This window comes from Micromonospora sp. NPDC051141, from assembly GCF_044455765.1.
In the GTDB taxonomy this organism is placed as follows: Bacteria; Actinomycetota; Actinomycetes; order Mycobacteriales; family Micromonosporaceae; genus Micromonospora.
This window is the reverse complement of the sequence record NZ_JBITFD010000009.1, coordinates 287,868-305,265: the sequence shown is the minus strand read 5'-3', so window position 1 is coordinate 305,265 and position 17,398 is coordinate 287,868. Positions and strand designations below refer to the sequence as shown.

15 protein-coding genes are annotated in these 17,398 nt (G+C 74.9%); 8 read left to right on the top strand and 7 right to left on the bottom strand.

Features of this window, described 5'->3' with window-relative positions; translation table 11 throughout:
• The first annotated feature begins 199 nt into the window (after nucleotides 1-199).
• Nucleotides 200-1,027: a hypothetical protein gene (locus ACIA6B_RS19420; protein ID WP_396775053.1), complete on the top strand. Its 828-nt coding sequence runs from the start codon at nucleotides 200-202 to the stop codon at nucleotides 1,025-1,027.
• A gap of 100 nt (nucleotides 1,028-1,127) precedes the next feature.
• Nucleotides 1,128-2,888, top strand: coding sequence for a DEAD/DEAH box helicase (locus tag ACIA6B_RS19415; RefSeq protein WP_396775051.1), 1,761 nt, complete (start codon nucleotides 1,128-1,130; stop codon nucleotides 2,886-2,888).
• A gap of 114 nt (nucleotides 2,889-3,002) precedes the next feature.
• Here ACIA6B_RS19415 and lon read toward each other — a convergent pair whose 3' ends face one another.
• Complete coding sequence (gene lon, locus ACIA6B_RS19410) at nucleotides 3,003-5,339, bottom strand: endopeptidase La (protein WP_396775049.1); 2,337 nt, start codon at nucleotides 5,337-5,339, stop codon at nucleotides 3,003-3,005.
• 222 nt (nucleotides 5,340-5,561) lie between these two features.
• On the opposite strand from lon, the gene ACIA6B_RS19405 reads away from it, so the two are divergent.
• Nucleotides 5,562-5,909: an Lsr2 family protein gene (locus tag ACIA6B_RS19405; RefSeq protein WP_357297122.1), complete on the top strand. Its 348-nt coding sequence runs from the start codon at nucleotides 5,562-5,564 to the stop codon at nucleotides 5,907-5,909.
• Between the two features lie 417 nt (nucleotides 5,910-6,326).
• Here the strand turns inward: ACIA6B_RS19405 and ACIA6B_RS19400 are convergent, their stop codons facing one another.
• Nucleotides 6,327-7,610, bottom strand: a complete 1,284-nt coding sequence (locus ACIA6B_RS19400) for a hypothetical protein (RefSeq protein WP_396775047.1) — start codon at nucleotides 7,608-7,610, stop codon at nucleotides 6,327-6,329.
• Nucleotides 7,611-7,858: 248 nt separating this feature from the next.
• Complete coding sequence (locus ACIA6B_RS19395; protein WP_396775045.1) at nucleotides 7,859-8,722, bottom strand: hypothetical protein; 864 nt, start codon at nucleotides 8,720-8,722, stop codon at nucleotides 7,859-7,861.
• Between the two features lie 135 nt (nucleotides 8,723-8,857).
• Between ACIA6B_RS19395 and ACIA6B_RS19390 the strand changes: the two genes are divergently transcribed.
• Nucleotides 8,858-9,940, top strand: coding sequence for a DICT sensory domain-containing protein (locus ACIA6B_RS19390; RefSeq protein WP_396775043.1), 1,083 nt, complete (start codon nucleotides 8,858-8,860; stop codon nucleotides 9,938-9,940).
• A gap of 56 nt (nucleotides 9,941-9,996) precedes the next feature.
• Nucleotides 9,997-10,713: a helical backbone metal receptor gene (locus ACIA6B_RS19385; RefSeq protein WP_396775041.1), complete on the top strand. Its 717-nt coding sequence runs from the start codon at nucleotides 9,997-9,999 to the stop codon at nucleotides 10,711-10,713.
• 13 nt (nucleotides 10,714-10,726) lie between these two features.
• On the opposite strand, the gene ACIA6B_RS19380 is transcribed toward ACIA6B_RS19385, so the two are convergent.
• Nucleotides 10,727-11,425 carry a CBS domain-containing protein gene (locus ACIA6B_RS19380; RefSeq protein ID WP_396775039.1) on the bottom strand — a complete coding sequence of 233 codons (699 nt, stop codon included), beginning with the start codon at nucleotides 11,423-11,425 and terminating at the stop codon, nucleotides 10,727-10,729.
• Between the two features lie 216 nt (nucleotides 11,426-11,641).
• Between ACIA6B_RS19380 and ACIA6B_RS19375 the strand changes: the two genes are divergently transcribed.
• Both ACIA6B_RS19375 and ACIA6B_RS19370 read left to right on the top strand, forming a co-directional pair.
• On the top strand, nucleotides 11,642-12,199 hold the full coding sequence (locus ACIA6B_RS19375; RefSeq protein ID WP_396775037.1) for a hypothetical protein: 558 nt from the start codon (nucleotides 11,642-11,644) through the stop codon (nucleotides 12,197-12,199).
• A 168-nt stretch (nucleotides 12,200-12,367) separates the two neighbouring features.
• Nucleotides 12,368-12,736: an FKBP-type peptidyl-prolyl cis-trans isomerase gene (locus ACIA6B_RS19370; protein WP_107160247.1), complete on the top strand. Its 369-nt coding sequence runs from the start codon at nucleotides 12,368-12,370 to the stop codon at nucleotides 12,734-12,736.
• A 55-nt stretch (nucleotides 12,737-12,791) separates the two neighbouring features.
• On the opposite strand, the gene ACIA6B_RS19365 is transcribed toward ACIA6B_RS19370, so the two are convergent.
• Nucleotides 12,792-13,145, bottom strand: a complete 354-nt coding sequence (locus ACIA6B_RS19365) for an anti-sigma factor antagonist (protein ID WP_396775035.1) — start codon at nucleotides 13,143-13,145, stop codon at nucleotides 12,792-12,794.
• A 225-nt stretch (nucleotides 13,146-13,370) separates the two neighbouring features.
• Between ACIA6B_RS19365 and ACIA6B_RS19360 the strand changes: the two genes are divergently transcribed.
• The gene (locus ACIA6B_RS19360; protein ID WP_396775033.1) at nucleotides 13,371-14,390 is read left to right on the top strand and encodes an SMP-30/gluconolactonase/LRE family protein; all 1,020 of its coding nucleotides are present in this window, start codon (nucleotides 13,371-13,373) and stop codon (nucleotides 14,388-14,390) included.
• Nucleotides 14,391-14,448: 58 nt separating this feature from the next.
• Here the strand turns inward: ACIA6B_RS19360 and ACIA6B_RS19355 are convergent, their stop codons facing one another.
• Both ACIA6B_RS19355 and ACIA6B_RS19350 read right to left on the bottom strand, forming a co-directional pair.
• Entirely contained in the window at nucleotides 14,449-15,720 is a 1,272-nt protein-coding gene (locus tag ACIA6B_RS19355; RefSeq protein WP_396775031.1) for an Ig-like domain-containing protein, read from the bottom strand.
• A gap of 221 nt (nucleotides 15,721-15,941) precedes the next feature.
• Complete coding sequence (locus tag ACIA6B_RS19350; protein WP_396775030.1) at nucleotides 15,942-17,393, bottom strand: dihydrolipoamide acetyltransferase family protein; 1,452 nt, start codon at nucleotides 17,391-17,393, stop codon at nucleotides 15,942-15,944.
• Nucleotides 17,394-17,398 lie beyond the last annotated feature (5 nt).

Below are 17,398 nucleotides of genomic sequence, written 5' to 3'. Positions count from 1 at the left end.
CCCCCCCCCCCCCCCCCCCCCCCCCCCCCCCCCCCCCCCCCCCCCCCCCCCCCCCCCCCCCCCCCCCCCCCCCCCCCCCCCCCCCCCCCCCCCCCGGCCGCGTCCATGCCCCAGCTCACGAGTGACCCGTGCGTTCCGCACGGTTTCCCGATGACGGACGCGCCTGTCCCGGTGCGTCCCGCGCGGGCAGGGTCGGGGCATGACGGAGATGACGGTGGGCGTACCCCGGCGGTGGGCCGGCTGGGCGCGGACCCGGCACCTGGCCGGGATGGTCGTGGCGATGGTGGCCGGCATGGTGGTGCTCGGCCCGCTGTGGCGGCTCGGCGGGGACCTGCTGGGCGGCGCGGGCGTGCTCGCCCGGCCGGACGTGGACGCGCTGCTGATGGCCACGAACATGACAGCGGGCATGGTCGCCTGGATGTGGTACCGGGGCGACGGGTGGCCCGCCGCCGGGGAGATGAGCGCGGCCATGTACGTGCCGTTCCTGCTCCTCCTCCCGGCCTGGTGGGCGGGGTGGGTCGGGGACGACGTGCTGCTGCTCGGCGGCCACCTGCTGATGCTGCCGGCGATGGCGCTGGTGGCGCTGCGGCACCGGCACCCGGCGGTCGCGCCGGCCCGCCGGCGCCCGGTGGCGACGGCGGTGGCGCGTCGCTGGCCGGTCGGCCTGGCGCTGCTGATGACCGTCGACATGTGGTTCGCCCCGGGCGTGGTGTCGCCGTGGTCGCTGCTCGTGCTGCCGGCCGGCTACCTGGCCGTCGGCGCGTGGCGACGGCAACTCGGCGACCGGTGGCAGCTCACGGTCCAACTCGTCGGGCTGGCCGTCTGGGGCGGCCTGGCGGCGGTGGCGCTGGCCGCCCCGGCCCACGTCGCCGGCACGCTTGTCGGCCTGGGCTGGCTCGGACACGCCGGCTGGGACCTGTGGCACCACCGCGCCGACCGGGTGGTGCCGCGCGGGTACGCACAGTGGTGCGGAGCGCTCGACGTGGTGGTGGGGGTGACCACCCTGCTGGCCGTCGCGTCGGGGTGAGCCGGCCGGCGCACCGGGCCGGTCGGGGTCGCGCGTGGCGCGGCGAACGTTTGCGCCGGTCGCCGCGACCCGCGCCCGGCGGTGATGAAAGGCTTGCCGGATGAGCGCCGCACCGACCCCGACCGAGCCCACCACCCCCGCCGTCGCCGAGGACACCGCCGCCTTCGCGGATCTCGGGCTGCGCGCCGAACTACTGGGCGCGCTGTCCGCCCTCGGCTACGAGGAGCCCACGCCGATCCAGAGTGAGGCCATCCCGCCGCTGTTGGCCGGCCGGGACCTGCTGGGGCAGGCGGCGACCGGCACCGGCAAGACCGCCGCGTTCGCGCTGCCGCTGCTCCAGCGGATGCCCACGCCGCGCCCGGACGGCGACCCGGTGTCGCTGGTGCTGGTGCCGACGCGGGAGCTGGCGGTGCAGGTCTCCGAGGCGTTCCACCGATACGGCAAGGACCTGGGCGCCCGGGTGCTGCCGATCTACGGCGGCCAGCCGATCGGCCGGCAGCTCCGCGCGCTCGACCACGGGGTGGACGTGGTGGTCGCCACGCCCGGACGCGCGCTCGACCACATCGCCCGGGGCACGCTGCGGCTCGGCTCGCTGGCCACCGTGGTGCTGGACGAGGCGGACGAGATGCTCGACATGGGCTTCGCCGAGGACATCGAGGCGATCCTGGAGCACGCCCCCGAGGGTCGGCAGACCGTGCTCTTCTCGGCCACCATGCCGGCCCGCATCGACGGGCTGGCCCGGCAGCACCTGACCGACCCGGTGCGGATCCGGATCGAACGCGAACGCCAGGTGGCCGGTGAGGCCCCGCGGGTGCGGCAGAGCGCCTACATCGTGGCGCGGGCGCACAAGCCGGCCGCGCTGGGCCGGGTGCTGGACGTCGAGTCGCCCACCGCGGCGATCGTGTTCTGCCGCAGCCGGGAGGAGGTGGACCGGCTCACCGAGACGATGAACGGCCGGGGGTACCGGGCCGAGGCGCTGCACGGCGGGATGAGCCAGGAGCAGCGGGACCGGGTGATGGGCCGGCTGCGCTCCGGCACCGCGGACCTGCTGGTCGCCACCGACGTGGCGGCCCGCGGGCTGGACGTCGAGCAGCTCACCCACGTGGTGAACTACGACGTCCCGTCCGCGCCGGAGTCGTACGTGCACCGGATCGGCCGGGTGGGCCGGGCCGGTCGGGAGGGCGTGGCGATCACGCTCGCCGAGCCGCGCGAGCACCGGATGCTGAAGACGATCGAGCGGGTCACCGGCCAGCGGATCACGGTGGACAAGATCCCGACGGTGGCCGACCTGCGGACCCGGCGGTTCGAGCTGACCCAGGCCGCGGTGCGCGAGGCGGTGCTCGAGGACGACCTGGAGCCGTTCCGGGCGGTCGTGGAGTCGCTGACCGACGAGTTCGACCTGATGGAGGTCGCGCTCGCCGCGGTGCGGTTGGCGCACGAGGCCACGCTGCCCGGCACCGCCGACGAGGAGGAGATCCCCCAGGTCGCGGTCCGCCCGAACCGGGAGGGCCGGCCCGGCTCCGAGGGTCGGGACCGGCGCGGTGGCGGCCGGTCCCGCGCCGCCGGCACGACCCAGGTCTTCATCGGGTTGGGCCGCCGGGCCGGGGTACGACCGCAGGACCTGGTCGGCGCGATCACCGGGGAGACCGGGGTGAGCGGGCGGGACATCGGCTCGATCGAGATCGCCGACCGGTTCTCCCTGGTGGAGGTGCCGCAGGGCATGGCCGACGAGGTGATCCACGGCCTGCGGGGCAGCACCATCAAGGGTCGCAAGGCCACCGTCCGGCGGGATCGGGACGGTGAGGGCGACGGCGGCGGTGAGCGTCGCTTCGATCCCCGGGACCGGCGCGACCGCCGGTAGCCGGCCGCGCCGGCTCGGCCCCGGTCGGTCCGGCACGGTGGCGTGCCCCGGAGCTCGCGTTCCGGGCCACGAACCCCCGTCGCCCGGCGGGCGACGGGGGTTCGACGGGACCGGTCAGGCCGCGGTGAGCGGCTGGCCGCCGAGGCTCTGGGCGTCCACCTCGGCCGGACGCAGCGCCAGCGCGAGCACGTCCGCCACGTCGGCGAGGGTGTGCACGGTCAGCGCCTCGCGCACCTCGGCCGGCAGGTCGTCCAGGTCCGGCTCGTTGCGCTTCGGGATGATCACCTCGGTGAGACCGGCCCGGTGCGCGGCGAGCAGCTTCTGCTTCACGCCGCCGATGGGCAGCACCCGACCGGAGAGCGTCACCTCGCCGGTCATCCCGAACTCGGGCCGCACCGGCCGACCGGTGACCAGGGACGCCAGCGCGGTGACCATGGTGATGCCGGCGCTGGGACCGTCCTTCGGCACCGCGCCCGCCGGGAAGTGCACGTGGATCCGCCGCCCGGCGAGGGCGTTCGGGTCGATGCCGAGGCGTCGTCCGTTCGAGCGCAGGTAGGACAGCGCGATGTGCGCCGACTCCTTCATCACGTCCCCGAGCTGACCGGTGAGGGTCAGGCCCGGCTCGCCCTCCATGCCGGTCGCCTCGATGAAGAGCACGTCCCCGCCGGCACCGGTGACCGCCAGGCCGGTGGCCACGCCGGGCACCGCCGTCCGTTCGGCGGACTCCGGGGTGAACTTGGGCCGACCCAGGTAGCGGGCCAGGTTGGCGGTGTCGACGCGGACCGGCGCCGGGTCGGACGCCAACGCCACGGTCACCTTGCGCAGGATCTTCGCCAGGGCCCGTTCGAGCTGCCGGACGCCGGCCTCCCGGGTGTACTCCCCGGCGATCAGCGCCAGCGCCTCGTCGGCGACGGTCACCTCGTCGGCGGTCAGCCCGGCCCGCTCCTGCTGCCGGGGCAGCAGGTGGTCCCGGGCGATGGCCATCTTCTCGTCCTCGGTGTAGCCGTCCAGCGTGACCAGCTCCATCCGGTCCAGCAGCGGGCCGGGGATGTTCTCCACCACGTTGGCGGTGGCCAGGAAGAGCACGTCGGACAGGTCGAGGTCGACCTCGAGGTAGTGGTCACGGAAGGTGTGGTTCTGCGCCGGGTCGAGCACCTCCAGCAGGGCCGCCGCCGGGTCGCCGGAGTAGCCGACGGCCAGCTTGTCGACCTCGTCGAGCAGCACGACCGGGTTCATCGAGCCGGCCTCACGCAGCGCCCGCACGATGCGGCCGGGCAGCGCGCCGACGTAGGTGCGCCGGTGGCCGCGGATCTCGGCCTCGTCCCGCACCCCGCCGAGCGAGACCCGGACGAAGGTGCGACCCAGCGCCCGGGCCACCGACTCGCCCAGGCTGGTCTTGCCGACGCCGGGCGGGCCGGCCAGCGCGAGCACCGCGCCGGAGCCGCGTCCGCCGACCACGCCGAGGTTGCGCTCCGCGCGGCGGTTGCGCACCGCGAGGTACTCCAGGATGCGGTCCTTCACGTCGGCCAGGCCGGCGTGGTCCGCGTCGAGCACCGCCCGGGCCGCGGCCAGGTCGGTGTTGTCCTCGGTACGCGTGCTCCACGGCATCTCCAGCACCGTGTCCAGCCAGGTACGGATCCAGCCCGCCTCGGGCGAGGCGTCGCTGGCCCGCTCCAGCTTGCCGACCTCGCGCAGGGCCGCCTCGCGGACCTTGTCCGGCAGGTCGGCGGACTCGACCCGGGTCCGGTAGTCGGCGGAGCCGTCCGGCTCGTCCTCGCCGAGTTCCTTGCGGATCGCGGCGAGCTGCTGCCGGAGCAGGAACTCCCGCTGGGACTTCTCCAGCCCCTCCCGGACGTCGGTGTTGATCTGCTCGGTGACCTCCTGCTCGGCCAGGTGCTCCTTCACCCAGCCGACCAGCAGCTCCAGCCGGGCGGTGACGTCCGGCGCGGCGAGCAGCTCGGTCTTCTGCGCCAGGCTGAGCCAGGGCGCGTAGCCGGCCGAGTCGGCCAGCTCGGAGAGGTCGGTCATCCGCTCCATGGCGTCGATGACCTGCCAGGCGCCGCGCTGCTGGAGCACCGAGGTCATCAGCGCGCGGTACTCGCGGGCCAGTTCCCGGGCCCGGCCGGCCGGCGCGGGTTCGTCGAGGGTCGTCGCCTCGACCCAGAGCGCCGCGCCCGGGCCGGGCACGCCGGAGCCGATGCGGGCGCGGGCGGTGCCGCGCACCACGGCCGCCGGTTCGCCGCTGGGCAGTCGGCCCACCTTCTCGAGGGTGGCGACCACACCGACCGAGCCGTACTCGCCGTCGATGCGGGGCACCGCCAGCAGCGTCTTGTCGCCGGTGGCGCGGGCCGCGTCGACAGCGGCCTGGGTGGTCGGGTCGAGGGTCACCGGGACGACCATCCCGGGCAGCAGGACGGCGTCGGTCAGGGGAAGTACCGGAAGAGTTGCCATCGAACACCTGCCATCAGTTGGTTGAGCGTGTCTGACTCAAGTAACAAACCGTGCACCTTGTTCCGGCTTGTGACCCAGGCCACGTCCACCCGCTCCGGCCCTATTGGCGGTCCATCGTTTACCACGACCCGCCGAATGGAAAGTGTCGGGTATTGTTGCGGAATTACCGCCAGGTAGGTCAAACTCTTAGCCACACCCCGCCCGACACAGGGAGTAATGGCGATGGCAAGGAAAGTAATCACCGTTCTGACGGACGACCTCGACGGCGGAAAGGCCGATCGCACCGTCGAGTTCAGCCTGGACGGCGTGGCCTACACGATCGACGTCTCCGACGAGAACGCGGGCGTCCTGCGTAAAGCGCTGGACCCGTACATCAACGCTGGCCGGCGCATCGGCCGCGGACCAGTCGACGCGGGCCGCGCGGCCCGGCGCGCCACCCGGCCGAGCACCTCGGGAATGGACCGCGAGCAGAACCGCGCCATCCGCGAATGGGCTGCCAAGAACGGCTACGAGATTTCCGAGCGCGGACGCATCCCGGTCTCCGTCGTGGAGGCGTACAAGAGCCGCTGAGGCTCCCGGTTCACGGTCGGGCGCCACGGGGTCACGCTGGGAATCAGCGGGGCCCCGACCGGCTTTTTTTGGTCGACAATTTTCATCCGGCTCGATCGACTCGGCAGCAACTTTCTCGGCGCGCGCACCGTGCGGCGCGTGACCTGCCGCACCCAGCCTTTCGCGCTGATCGCAGCGACGACGCGGCCGGCGCGTCGGCCGCACCCCGGGTCCCGTCACGGCGCCCGGGGCCGCCGGGCGGACAGCCCCGCCGCGTGCTTCCGCGACGGGCGGCGAGCCACCGCCCGCACACCGGAGCGACCGCACCGACGACTCGGCCCGGAAGACCCACCGGCGACTCCACCGCGACCGACCCACCTACGAAGCGGCCGGAGCCGCCCGGGCGTACCCGGGCAACTCCGGCCGTCGGCGTGCGGGTCAGTTGACCTGGATGCGCACCACGTCGATGGCGGGGGTCTGGTTCGCCCGCTCCATCATCGGGATCCGGTGCGAGCCGTCGCCGGCCCAGACCGAGCACTGGGCCAGGCCCGAATCCGGCAGACCCGGAATCTGGATCAGCACGTCGTCCGGCTGGGACCCGCCCCGGCCGTCCTCGGTGGCGACGAAGAAGGCCGGCACGTCCTGCGGGTTCGGGGGCTGGCGGGTGCTGCCGAGCATCCGGCACGCGGTGTGGAAGTGACCGCGGACCAGGCCCTGGTCGTTGAGCAGCGAGCTCTCCAGGTAGTAGCCACCCTGCCCGGCGGCGAGGAAGCGGTCCCGCACCAGGTTCCTCGTGGTGACCCGGAGCGTGAACGGCTGGTTGCGCTGCACCTGGTCGGGGAACTGCGTGATGAGCAGCGACGGGTTGTTCGCCGCGGCGCCGACCTCACCGAACGCGGTGCTCACGCAACGGTTGCCGTTCTGGAAGCCGTTGTGCGCCTCCAACTTGCTGTTGGCGCAGTCCTTGGCCAGCACGTTCAGCCCGTTGTTCTGGCCGCCGCCGTTGTTGTTCCCGCCGTTCTGGCCACCGTTGTTGCCGCCGTTCTGACCGCCGGTGTTGCCGCCGTTCTGGCCACCGTTGTTGGCCCCGCCGGTGTTGCCGCCGTTCTGCGCGTTGTCGGCCAGCGCGCACGGGGCCAGATTGTCCAGACCCTGCGGACGCTGGCCGCCCCGCCCGATGGCGGTGGCGATCCGGTTCAACGTCGCGGTCCGCTTGTCGGCGAGCGGCCGGAGGATCGCGTTGTTGATGAAGTCGCCGCCGTTGCGGCCGTCCGCCGCGAGGCGTCGGTTCGCCTCGGCGATCTGGCTGTCCAGCAGAGCCAGGTTGCGGTCCACCTCGGCGCGCGCCCGGGCGGGCACCTGCGGGAGCTTGCTCTTCACGTCCGGGCAGGTCACGGTCGGGGTGCCGGCGCCCGCACCACCCCCCTTGGTCTGCTGGCACTCGGCCGCCGACATCTGGCCGTCACCCCAGTGGTTCCGGACCCAGCGGCCGTTCTGCCAGGTCCGGGTGGTGCTGCCCTGGCCGCCCGGCGCGGTCGCGCCCGCACTCGGGGCCACGCAGGACGCCGAGGCCGCGCGGGTGGTCGTCCGCCGGTCCTGGGCGGACGAGATCTGGGTGACGGCGACCACGCCGCCGAAGACCGCGAGCGTGCCGACCACGGCCAGCATCCGCTTGCTCCGCGCGTTACCGGATGACCGGCGCGCCCGTGTGGACCTGCGCATCGAATTGTTCTCCTTCTCGATCCGGTAGTTGACTGGTGATCCCGGCGGAATTCTTCGGGGTGAGATCACCGCGACGTCGGAGTCGCGCGTCAATGGCCGACGGTGCCCTTTCCGCACCGTCTCCGCGCCAGCCGGGCGCGGCGGAAGATCTGCATCCATTCCCGCTTAGGTACGGAGCGCCCACGACGAAGGTTCAACCGGGGATCAGAAAAAAATCGGCGGGCCGGCCGGTGGCCGGAGCGAGCCGGTCAGTCGACGCAGAGATGGTCGAAGGCGAAGCCGCCGTCGAAGGACTCCCGCCGGTCGGCGAGGCGCCGCACCTGCTCGCGCAGTTCGGTCCGGTCCATCAGGGACGCCTCGTCGGCGGCCGGGTCACGCAGCTTCTCCCCCAACGCCGTGGCGGCCAGGTCCTCGGCGAGCCGGCCCGGATCCACCCCGCAGGAGAAGTCGCGGGACGTCAGTCGCACCCGCTCCACCCGGCAGCGGCCGGGCCGCACCTCGACCCAGCTCCAGCCCTCGGCCGGGCCACCGGTCCACCGCACGTGCAGGCCGCGCACGATCGGGTCGGCCAGCCGGCCCGCCACGTACGCCTCGACCGCGGCGGCGCGGGCCACCGCGCCGAGGTCGTTGACCGGGCCGCGTCGGCCGTCCGGCAACCGGCCCACGATGTCGCGGAACCCGACCGTCTCCCCGGCGTCCGGCCCGGTGCCGGCCGCGTAGGCGCGGGCGTCGAGCACGTACTCGACGAACCGGCGAACCTGTTCGCCGCCGAGCGTCGGTGACTCTACGCGCAGCAGCGGCAGGCCCACGGCGTCGCAGACCGCGTCGGTCAGCCGCTCGGCCCGGCGGGCCGGCGAACCGTCCGGCGCGGGCGCGGCGAACCGGACGGCGAACCGCGGCCGACCGGTGTCGGCGGCGCACACCACCAGGTCGAGGACGGCCCGGCCGGCGGTGCTCCACTGGCTGCCGGTCACGCCGGGCGGCCGGCCCTGGACAAGTTCACCGAGACGCCGGTCGGCGTACCCGACGTGGCCGGCGCGGGCCAGCCGCGCCGGCGTGGCGGTCGGGATCGGCCGCAGCCAGGAGGCGGCCACGCTGCCGGTGCTGGTCATCTCGCACAATCCGTCCGTCGCTCGGTCGACGCCCGAGTGTATGGCGTCGATCATGGCGCTCGCCTCGGCGGTGCGGCGGAATCCGGGTATCCGTCGGGCGGTGCGCCGTCGGGGCGAGCCCTCTAGGCTCGGCGGGTGCACAGCGGACGGACCCCGGAGCGATTCACCAAACGCAGCCTCGTCGCCGTATCCCACGCCATCGAACGAGCGGCGCTGGCCGAGGCGGAGGACGGCCCGCTCGTCGTGTTCGCGCTGTTCCAGCGGCTGCCGTACTTCGCCCGGGAACAGGAGATCTACCGGCGGATCGCCGACCGGGCCGCCGCGACGGTGGTGGCCATGGTCGGCGGCCCGCCGCCGGACCTGCCCGACCGGGTGTACGGGGTGGCGCTGGACGAGGCGGAGGAGCTGGCGCGGGAGTGGAGCGTGGTGGCGCTGACCCCACGCTTCGGCGGCACGCTGGTGGCGTACGACCGGGCCGAGGTCGCGCCCGCGCCGACGCTGGAGGCCGGCCGGCTCTTCGACGGTCGCTGGGGGTTCCGCCGCGACGCGGCGCTGCACGAGGTCATCCGGCTGCGCGGACAGCTCGCCGAGCGGCTGCCCGGCCCGGCCCGAACCGCGCTGGACGAGGCGGTCGCCCGGGTCCGGGACATCCCGGCCGGGCCGGGCGAGTCCCGGGCCGAGGCGGCGCTACGGCTGCTGGCCCGGCGCGGCGACCGCAACGCGCGACCGGTCGAGCCGACGGACGGGATGCTCGACGAGCCGGCCCTGCGCCGGTGGACCGGCGCGGACGGGGTGACCGCCGCCGGCACGCTGCCGGTGGCGCTGGTCGGCCTGCGGGTCGACGAGCCGGCCGGCGCACCGGAACGCTTCGGCCGACGCAGCACCGCCCGGGAGGGCCAGGCCGTGCTCGGCGCGGTCACCGGCGTGCTGCGGCCGGTGGACCGGGCGGTACGCGTCGCCGACAACGAGTTCCACCTCGTCCTGCCCGCGCTCTCCGAAGCGGAGGCGTTGGCCGTGGTGGGCCGGCTGCACGAGGCGATCTCGGCGCTGGCGCGGTCGTACCCGTTCGTCGCGTACACGATGCACGCCGCGGTCGCGGTGACCACCCGACGGCCGCTGCCGACGGACGACCTGCGGGCCGCCGTGGAGTGGGCGGTGCGGGAGGGGGTGCCGGTGGCGGGTCTGCCGCCGGAGCCCGCCCCGGCCGGCGCGCGCTGACCGGTCGTCCGCCCAGCACGGTCACGCCACGGGCGCCGGAACGAGGGGAGCACGTCGTGCGGGTGGTGTCGCTGGTGCCGTCGCTGACCGAGGCGGTCGCGGCGACCCGGCCGGAGGTGCTTGTCGGCGCCACGGACTGGTGCACGCACCCGGCCGGGCTGGACGTCCCCCGCGTCGGGGGGACGAAGTATCCCGACCTGGCTCGCGTCCTCGCCCTCACGCCCGATCTGGTGCTGCTGAACGAGGAGGAGAACCGGCTGGCCGACGCGGAGGCGCTGCGCGCGGCCGGGGTGCCGGTGCGGGTCACCTTCCCGCGTACCGTGCCGGAGGCGCTCGACCAGCTCGGCGCGCTGGTCGAGGCGCTCGGCGTGCCGGTGGAGCCGTCCTGGCTGCGGGCGGCCCGCCGGGCCTGGGCCGCGCCGCCCGTCCCCGAGCACGTCCGGACCGCGGTGGTGCCGGTGTGGCGCCGCCCGTGGGTGGTGCTGGGCCGGGACACGTTCGCCGGGGACGTGCTGCGCCGGCTCGGCGTCGCCAACGCCTGGGCCGACGACCCCGAACGCTATCCCCGCCCGGCGCTCGACGCGCTGCGTGCCCGGTCGCCGGAGCTGGTGGTGCTGCCGGACGAGCCGTACCGGTTCACCGCCGACGACGGGCCGGAGGCGTTCCCCGGGGCGCCGGCGGCGCTGGTGTCCGGCCGGCACCTCACCTGGTACGGCCCGTCGCTGGCCGAGGCGCCGGCACTGCTCGCCGCGCAGCTCGCCACGCCGGTCTGAGACGGCGGCCCGGTCAGGCGATCGGGGTGGCGTGCACCGGGTCCAGTTCCCTCAGCGTGGTGTCGTCCACGTCGTACCCGACGGCGTTGTGCACCGCGACCACACCGGCGACCTGACCGGCCAGCCGGCCGGCGAGTTCGACGGCGCTGCGCCGGTCCAGCCGTCCGTCGAGGGCGACCTCACCGCCGCGGACCTGGACCGTGACCAGGCCGTCCCGGACGGCGAGCACCCGACGCAGCACCTCCTGGACCACGTCCTCGCGGATCTCCGCGTCGGAGCGCAGGTGCACCCGGAGCAGGTCGCCGCGGGTCACGATGCCGGCCAGCCGGCCGAGGTCGTCGAGGACCGGCAGCCGCTTGACCGCCTCCCGGTCCATCAGCCGGGCCGTGGCCGGCAGGGACGCCCGCTCGTGGGTGGTGACCGCCGGCGCGGTCATCAGGTCCCGGGCCACCAGCGCGCCCGCCTTCTCCCGCGCGGCCCGCCGGCGCCGCCCCTCGAACACCCGGCGTTCCTCGACGCGGCCGGACCACTCCACCTTGTGCAGCAGATCCGCCTCGGAGATCACGCCGAGCACCCGGTGGAACGAGTCCACCACCGGCACCCCGCTGACCCGCTCCCGCACCAGCACGTCCACCACGTCCCGGTACGGCGTCTCCGCGTCCACCGTCGCGACGTCCCTGGTCATCACGTCGGCCACCTGCCATGTCCTCATCACGACCTCCTCGCACGCGTCCTCACCGGCGACGCTAGGCGGCCCACGGGCGGCGCGGCAGGGGCGGCGGACCGGTCACGGACGGGTCGACCGGACCGGGCCGGGACGGGACCAACGGCCCGGTCCCGAGGGCCCCGACGGCCCTGCTCCCGGGCACCGCGCGCCGGTGGAATGGAACTGCCACCTCCGAAGCGCGGTGCGAGGCACAGAAGGGACGTGGACACCATGACCGCGACAATCGAGCGGACCCCCGCTGACACCATCGCTCCGGCGGTCGAGACCCCCCGCCAGAAGGCCACCCGGTACGTCTGGGCCGGGCTGCGGATCGCCCTGGGCTGGATCTTCCTCTGGGCGTTCCTGGACAAGATGTTCGGCCTGGGCCACGAGACCCCGGCGAAGAACGCCTGGATCAACGGTGGCAGCCCGACCAAGGGCTTCCTCGGCTTCGGCGTGGCCGGCCCGTTCGAGGGCGTCTACCACGACATCGCCGGCGCGGCCTGGGCGGACTGGCTGTTCATGCTCGGCCTGCTCGGCATCGGCGTGGCCCTGCTGCTCGGCATCGGCATCCGGATCGCCGCCGTCGCCGGTGGGCTGCTCCTGGTGCTGATGTGGACGGCGGTGCTGCCCCCGGAGAACAACCCCGTCATGGACGACCACCTCATCTACGCGGGCCTGCTCGCCGGCCTGGCCCTGGTCGGCGCCGGCAACACCCTCGGCCTCGGCCGGGCCTGGGCGAAGCTCCCCCTGGTCCAGCGCCTTCCCTGGCTGAAGTGAGCGCAGGTCGCCCCCGGGGCGGGCGTCGCCGGCAGGCGGCGCCCGCCCCGTCGTGCGCCCGGCTCCGCCCCGCCGACGCGGCCCGGGTGGGGGACCGGCGCGTATCGGCCGGTCGCGATCCGGCAGGATCGACGGTGACCACACCGTCAGCACCGAGGAGACCCGCTCATGGAGAAGCCCGAGGTTGGCCCGATCGAGGGCGCGCCGCCCGCCGATCTCGTCGTCGAGGACATCACGGTCGGCGACGGCCCGGAGGCGCACGCCGGCCAGCTCGCCAGCGTGCACTACGTGGGCGTGGCCCACTCCACCGGCCGCGAGTTCGACGCGTCGTGGAACCGGGGCGAGACGTTCGAGTTCCCGCTCGGCGGTGGCCAGGTCATCGCCGGCTGGGACCAGGGCGTGATCGGCATGAAGGTGGGCGGCCGGCGGCGGCTCACCATCCCGCCGCACCTGGGCTACGGCGCCCGGGGCGCCGGCGGCGTCATCAAGCCGAACGAGACGCTGGTCTTCGTGGTGGACCTGCTCGGCGTGCGCTGAGCCCCTCCACCGGCTGCCGGGCCGTCGGCGCGATGCCGGCGGCCCGGTCCCGTGGTCAGGCCGCGGCGCAGGTCAGCAGCTCCCGTGCGGGGCCCGACTCGCGCACCGGCACGACCCGGTGCAGGCCGGTCACCCGCAGCACCCGGGCGACCACCGGCGCGGGATCGACGAGCACCAGCTCGCCACCGCGCGCCCGGACCCGTAGGTGCGCGGCGGCCAGCGTGCGCACCCCGGCGGCGGAGAGCAGCCGCACGCCGGACAGGTCGACCCGCACCACCGGGCGCGCCGGCGCGGCCCACAACGCGGCCCGGAACGCCGCCACGGTGGCGATGTCGATCTCGCCGACCGGACGCAGCTCGACCACGTGGTCGAGCACCTCCGTCGCCACCTCGAAACGGTCGTCTGCCATGCCCCAAACCTACCCCCGCCCACCGACAGTTTCCGCTGCTCGGCCCCGGGGTTCCGGGTCGCGCCCGGGTGCCGACCCCGAGCCGTCTCAGGGTCATCCCGCAGCCGCCCGCCGGCCCGGGTCTGGCCGCCCGCGGGCAGCGTCCCCGACCACCCGGGGGCGGACCGGCGAGGACACGCCGCGGCGGACTCCCCCACGCCGCGCCGGCCGGGTCACAATGAGCCGATGGCCGTTCCCCGCCCGCGCGTCCCCCTGCTGATCCGCCCGGTCCGTGAGCCGGCCACCGTGCCGCCCCCGCTGGCCGGGGCCTGGGCCGCCACCGACACCCGGCTGGACCGGGCCGACCTGCTGCCGCTGCCCGAGGGCGGGCACGGCCCGGAGGACGTGGTGATCGACGCCGAGGGGCGGGCGGTCAGCGGCGACGAGGACGGCCGGCTCTGGTGGTGGCCGGCGGACGCGCCGGCCGGCACCCGCCCGACGCTGCTCGCCGAGACCGGTGGCCGGCCGCTCGGCATCGAACTCGACCCGGTCGACGGCGGGCTGCTGGTCTGCGACGCGTACCGGGGGCTGCTGCGGGTCGACCCGGCCGGGGCGGTGCACGAGCTGACCGGCACCGCGCCGCCGGTGCACCTGGCCGACAACGCCGCGGTCGCCCGGGACGGCACCGTCTTCTTCACCGACTCGTCCGACCGCTTCCCGCTCTCGCACTGGAGGCGGGACCTGCTGGAGCACCGGCCCAACGGGCGGGTGCTGGCGTACGACAGGCGCACCGGGCGCACCGACGTGGTGGCCGCCGGGCTCTACTTCCCGAACGGGCTGGCGCTCACCCCGGACGAGTCGGCGCTGATGCTGGTCGAGACCGCCACCCACCGGTTGCTGCGGGTGGACCTGCCGACCGGGCGGGCCACCGTGCTGACCGACCTGCCGGCGTATCCGGACAACGTCTCCGCCGTCGGCGACGGGACGTACTGGATCGCGCTGCCCAGCCCCCGACTGCCGATCATGGAACGGTTGCTGCCCCACCCCCGGGTCCGGCAGTTCGTCGCGCTGCTGCCCGGGGCGGTGCAGCCGCAGCCGCGCCGCTACGGCCTGGTCGCGCTGGTCGACGGCGCCGGGCGGGTGCTGCGGACGCTGCACGGCCCCGGCGGCGCGTACCCGATGGTGACCGGCGTCCGGCAGCACGGCCGGCAGCTCTGGCTGGGGAGCCTGACCGCGACCGGCGTGGCCCGCGTCGACCTGGACTGAGGCCGGCGTGGGCCGGCCCGCGCGGACGCGGGCCGGCCCGTGGCCGTTCCTCCCCGGTTCAGCCGCCGCTGTTGCTCGCCGACGGGGTGGGCGCGGGCGACGACCCGCCGGCCACCGCGCCCGGGTGCGGCGTCGGGCTCCGCGTGGGCTTCAGCCCCGCCGGTACGGGCAGCGCGCTGCCCTTGGCGAACTCGTCCCAGCTCACGTTCCAGGCGGTGAAGCCGTTGCCCTGCTGGAGCTGCACCTCGGTGCCCTTGACGGTCACCAGGTCGCCGACCTGCGTGACGCCCATCAGCCAGTCCGCTCCGGCGGCGGACACGTTGGTGCAGCCGTGTGAGGTGTTGTTGGAGCCCTGCTCCCCCTCCGACCACGGCGCCGAGTGGATGAACTCGCCGCCCCAGGTCAGCCGCTGGGCGTCGTCCACGTCGACCACGTAGCCGCCGTCCGGCTCGCCGCGGGTGTCGAACGTGGTGTGCTCGTGCTTCTCCATGATCACCATGGTGCCGCTGGAACTCGGCGTGCTCGGCTTGCCGAGGCTGACCGGCAACTTCCTGAGCACCTTGCCGTCCTGGTAGACGGTCATCTGCTTGGTGGTGTTGTCGATGTCGAGCGACACCTGCCGGCCCACCCTGGCGGTGGCCACCCGGTCGGTGTCACCCACCGCGTCCGTCCCGATCGGCAACCCCTCCAGCGCGCTGCGCACGCTGATCCGGGTGCCGGGCTGCCAGCGGTCCGGCGCCCGGTACTCGGCCTGCTTGCCGTCCGCCATCCACGACCAGGTGCCCGGCTGCGGCGGGTCCGTCTTGACGAACAGCCGGCGCTGCACGTCCGCCCGTGCCTGTTCCGGAATGGGCGGATCAAAACCGAGCACCACCGGCATCGCCGTGCCGTACGTCTGCTTGTCCTGGAGATACAATTCGCTGGTGACGGCCGGTTTGGTGGATTTGGCCATCGTCGTGAACGTCGTCTTCCGCGTCGTGGTCTTCCCGGAATCGCCGCTCACGGTCACCTCGGCCGTGTACGTCCGGGAATTCGCCAGCGGGCGGTCCGGCACCCAACCGGATCCGTCCTCCCGGGCCTGGGCCGGCACCGGGCGGCCCTTGTCGTCGGTCAGCTTGACGCCGGTCACCTTGCCATTGCTGACCCTCGTGCCCACCTCCGCGCTGATCGGCACGTCGCGGGCCCGGTCGGCCGGTGTCACCGTGACCGACGGCGGGGCCGCCTCGGCCCGCTTCGCCACCGACTTCGGACCGGCGGTGCACGCGCCGACCGCGAGTGGCGCGACCGCGACGGTCATCGCGAAAAGCGTCAGTCGCCGCCTCACAAACATATTCCGTCCCCCATTTCGGCACCCCCTCGCCCACATTCTGTAGGCCCGTCGTCACGGTGTGGCGCCTTCGGCGGAATTGCTCGGAACCGGCTGCGTGAAATGGGTCGGTGGCGGCCGGATCGGGAGTCGGCGGGCCCCGGTGCCCGATATCGCCCGTCCCGGGTGTGGCGCTCCCCCGGTGGGCGGGCCGCAGCCCCGGACCGGGGCTGCGGCCGTCGGGGTCAGACGTTGGCGATCAGCAGGGCGGGGCGTTCGACACAGTCGGCCACGTGGCGCAGGAACCCGCCGGCCACGCCGCCGTCGCAGACCCGGTGGTCGAAGGTGAGGCTGAGCTGGGTCACCTTCCGGACCGCGAGCTGCCCGTCGACCACCCAGGGCTTGTCCACGATCCGGCCGACGCCGAGCAGCGCCGCCTCCGGGTGGTTGATGATCGGCGTCGAGCCGTCGACCCCGAACACGCCGTAGTTGTTCAGCGTGAACGTCCCGCCGGTGAGCCGGGCCGGGGGCAGCGTGCCGGCGCGCGCCGCCGCCGTGGTCTCGGCCAGCGCGGCGGCCAGCTCGCCGGTGGTCAGCCGCTGGGCGTCGCGCAGCACCGGCACGACCAGGCCCCGGTCGGTCTGCGCGGCGATGCCCAGGTGCACGCCGGCGGACTGCACGATCCGCTGCCCCTCGGTGTCGACACGCGCGTTGAGCTGCGGATACCTCCGCAGGCCGCTCAGGCAGACGCGGGCCAGCAGAGCCAGGATGCTCACCGGCGCGTCCGGGGTGGCGGCGTTGATCGCGGCCCGGGTCTCCAGCAGCCCGGTGGCGTCCACGTCGACCCAGATGGTCACCTCGGGGATCTCCCGGCGGCTGCGGGAGAGCTTGTCGGCGATCACCTTACGGATGCCGGTGAGCGGGACGACCACGTCGCCGTCGCCGGCCGGGACGAGCCCGACGTGCGCGTCCGGCGCGTCCGGCACGGCCGCCAGCCGGGCGGTCGGCGCGGCCAGCGCCGCCTCCACGTCCGCCCGACGGATCACGCCGCCCGGCCCGGTGCCGCGCACCGACGCCAGATCGATCCCCTGTTCCCTGGCCAGTCGCCGCACGATCGGCGAGATGACCAGCGGCGCCGGGGCCGGGTCACCGGCCCGCGCCGGATCGGGCGTCCGGTCCGCCGCCCCGGACGAGCCGGCCGGGACCGACGAGCCGGCCACCGTCCCCGGGTCGGTCCGGGCCGGCGAGCCGGCCGCGAGCGCGGGGCCGGGCTCCGCCGGGGCGGGTGCGCCGGGTTCGGGGGCGAGCGCCAGGCGGGGTCGACGACGCCGCCGACCCGCGCCGCCGTGCCCGGTGCCGTACCCGATCAGGACGTTGCCGGAACCGGCCCGCTCCTCCTCGCGGTAGGTGGCGTGCGGGTCGGGGGCGTCGCCGCCGTCGAGCGGCGCGATGGTGATCAGCGGCTGGCCGACCGGGCGGACCTCACCCGCCGCGCCGTGCAGCGCGACGACCCGGCCGGCGTACGGGCAGGGCACGTCGACGACGGCCTTTGCGGTCTCCACCTCGACCACGCTCTGGTCCACGGTGACCACGTCGCCGACCGCGACCCGCCACTCGACGATCTCCGCCTCGCTGAGCCCCTCCCCCAGGTCGGGCAGGAGGAAGTCCCGGGTCCGCACGGCGGCGCGTTCGCTCATGTGGC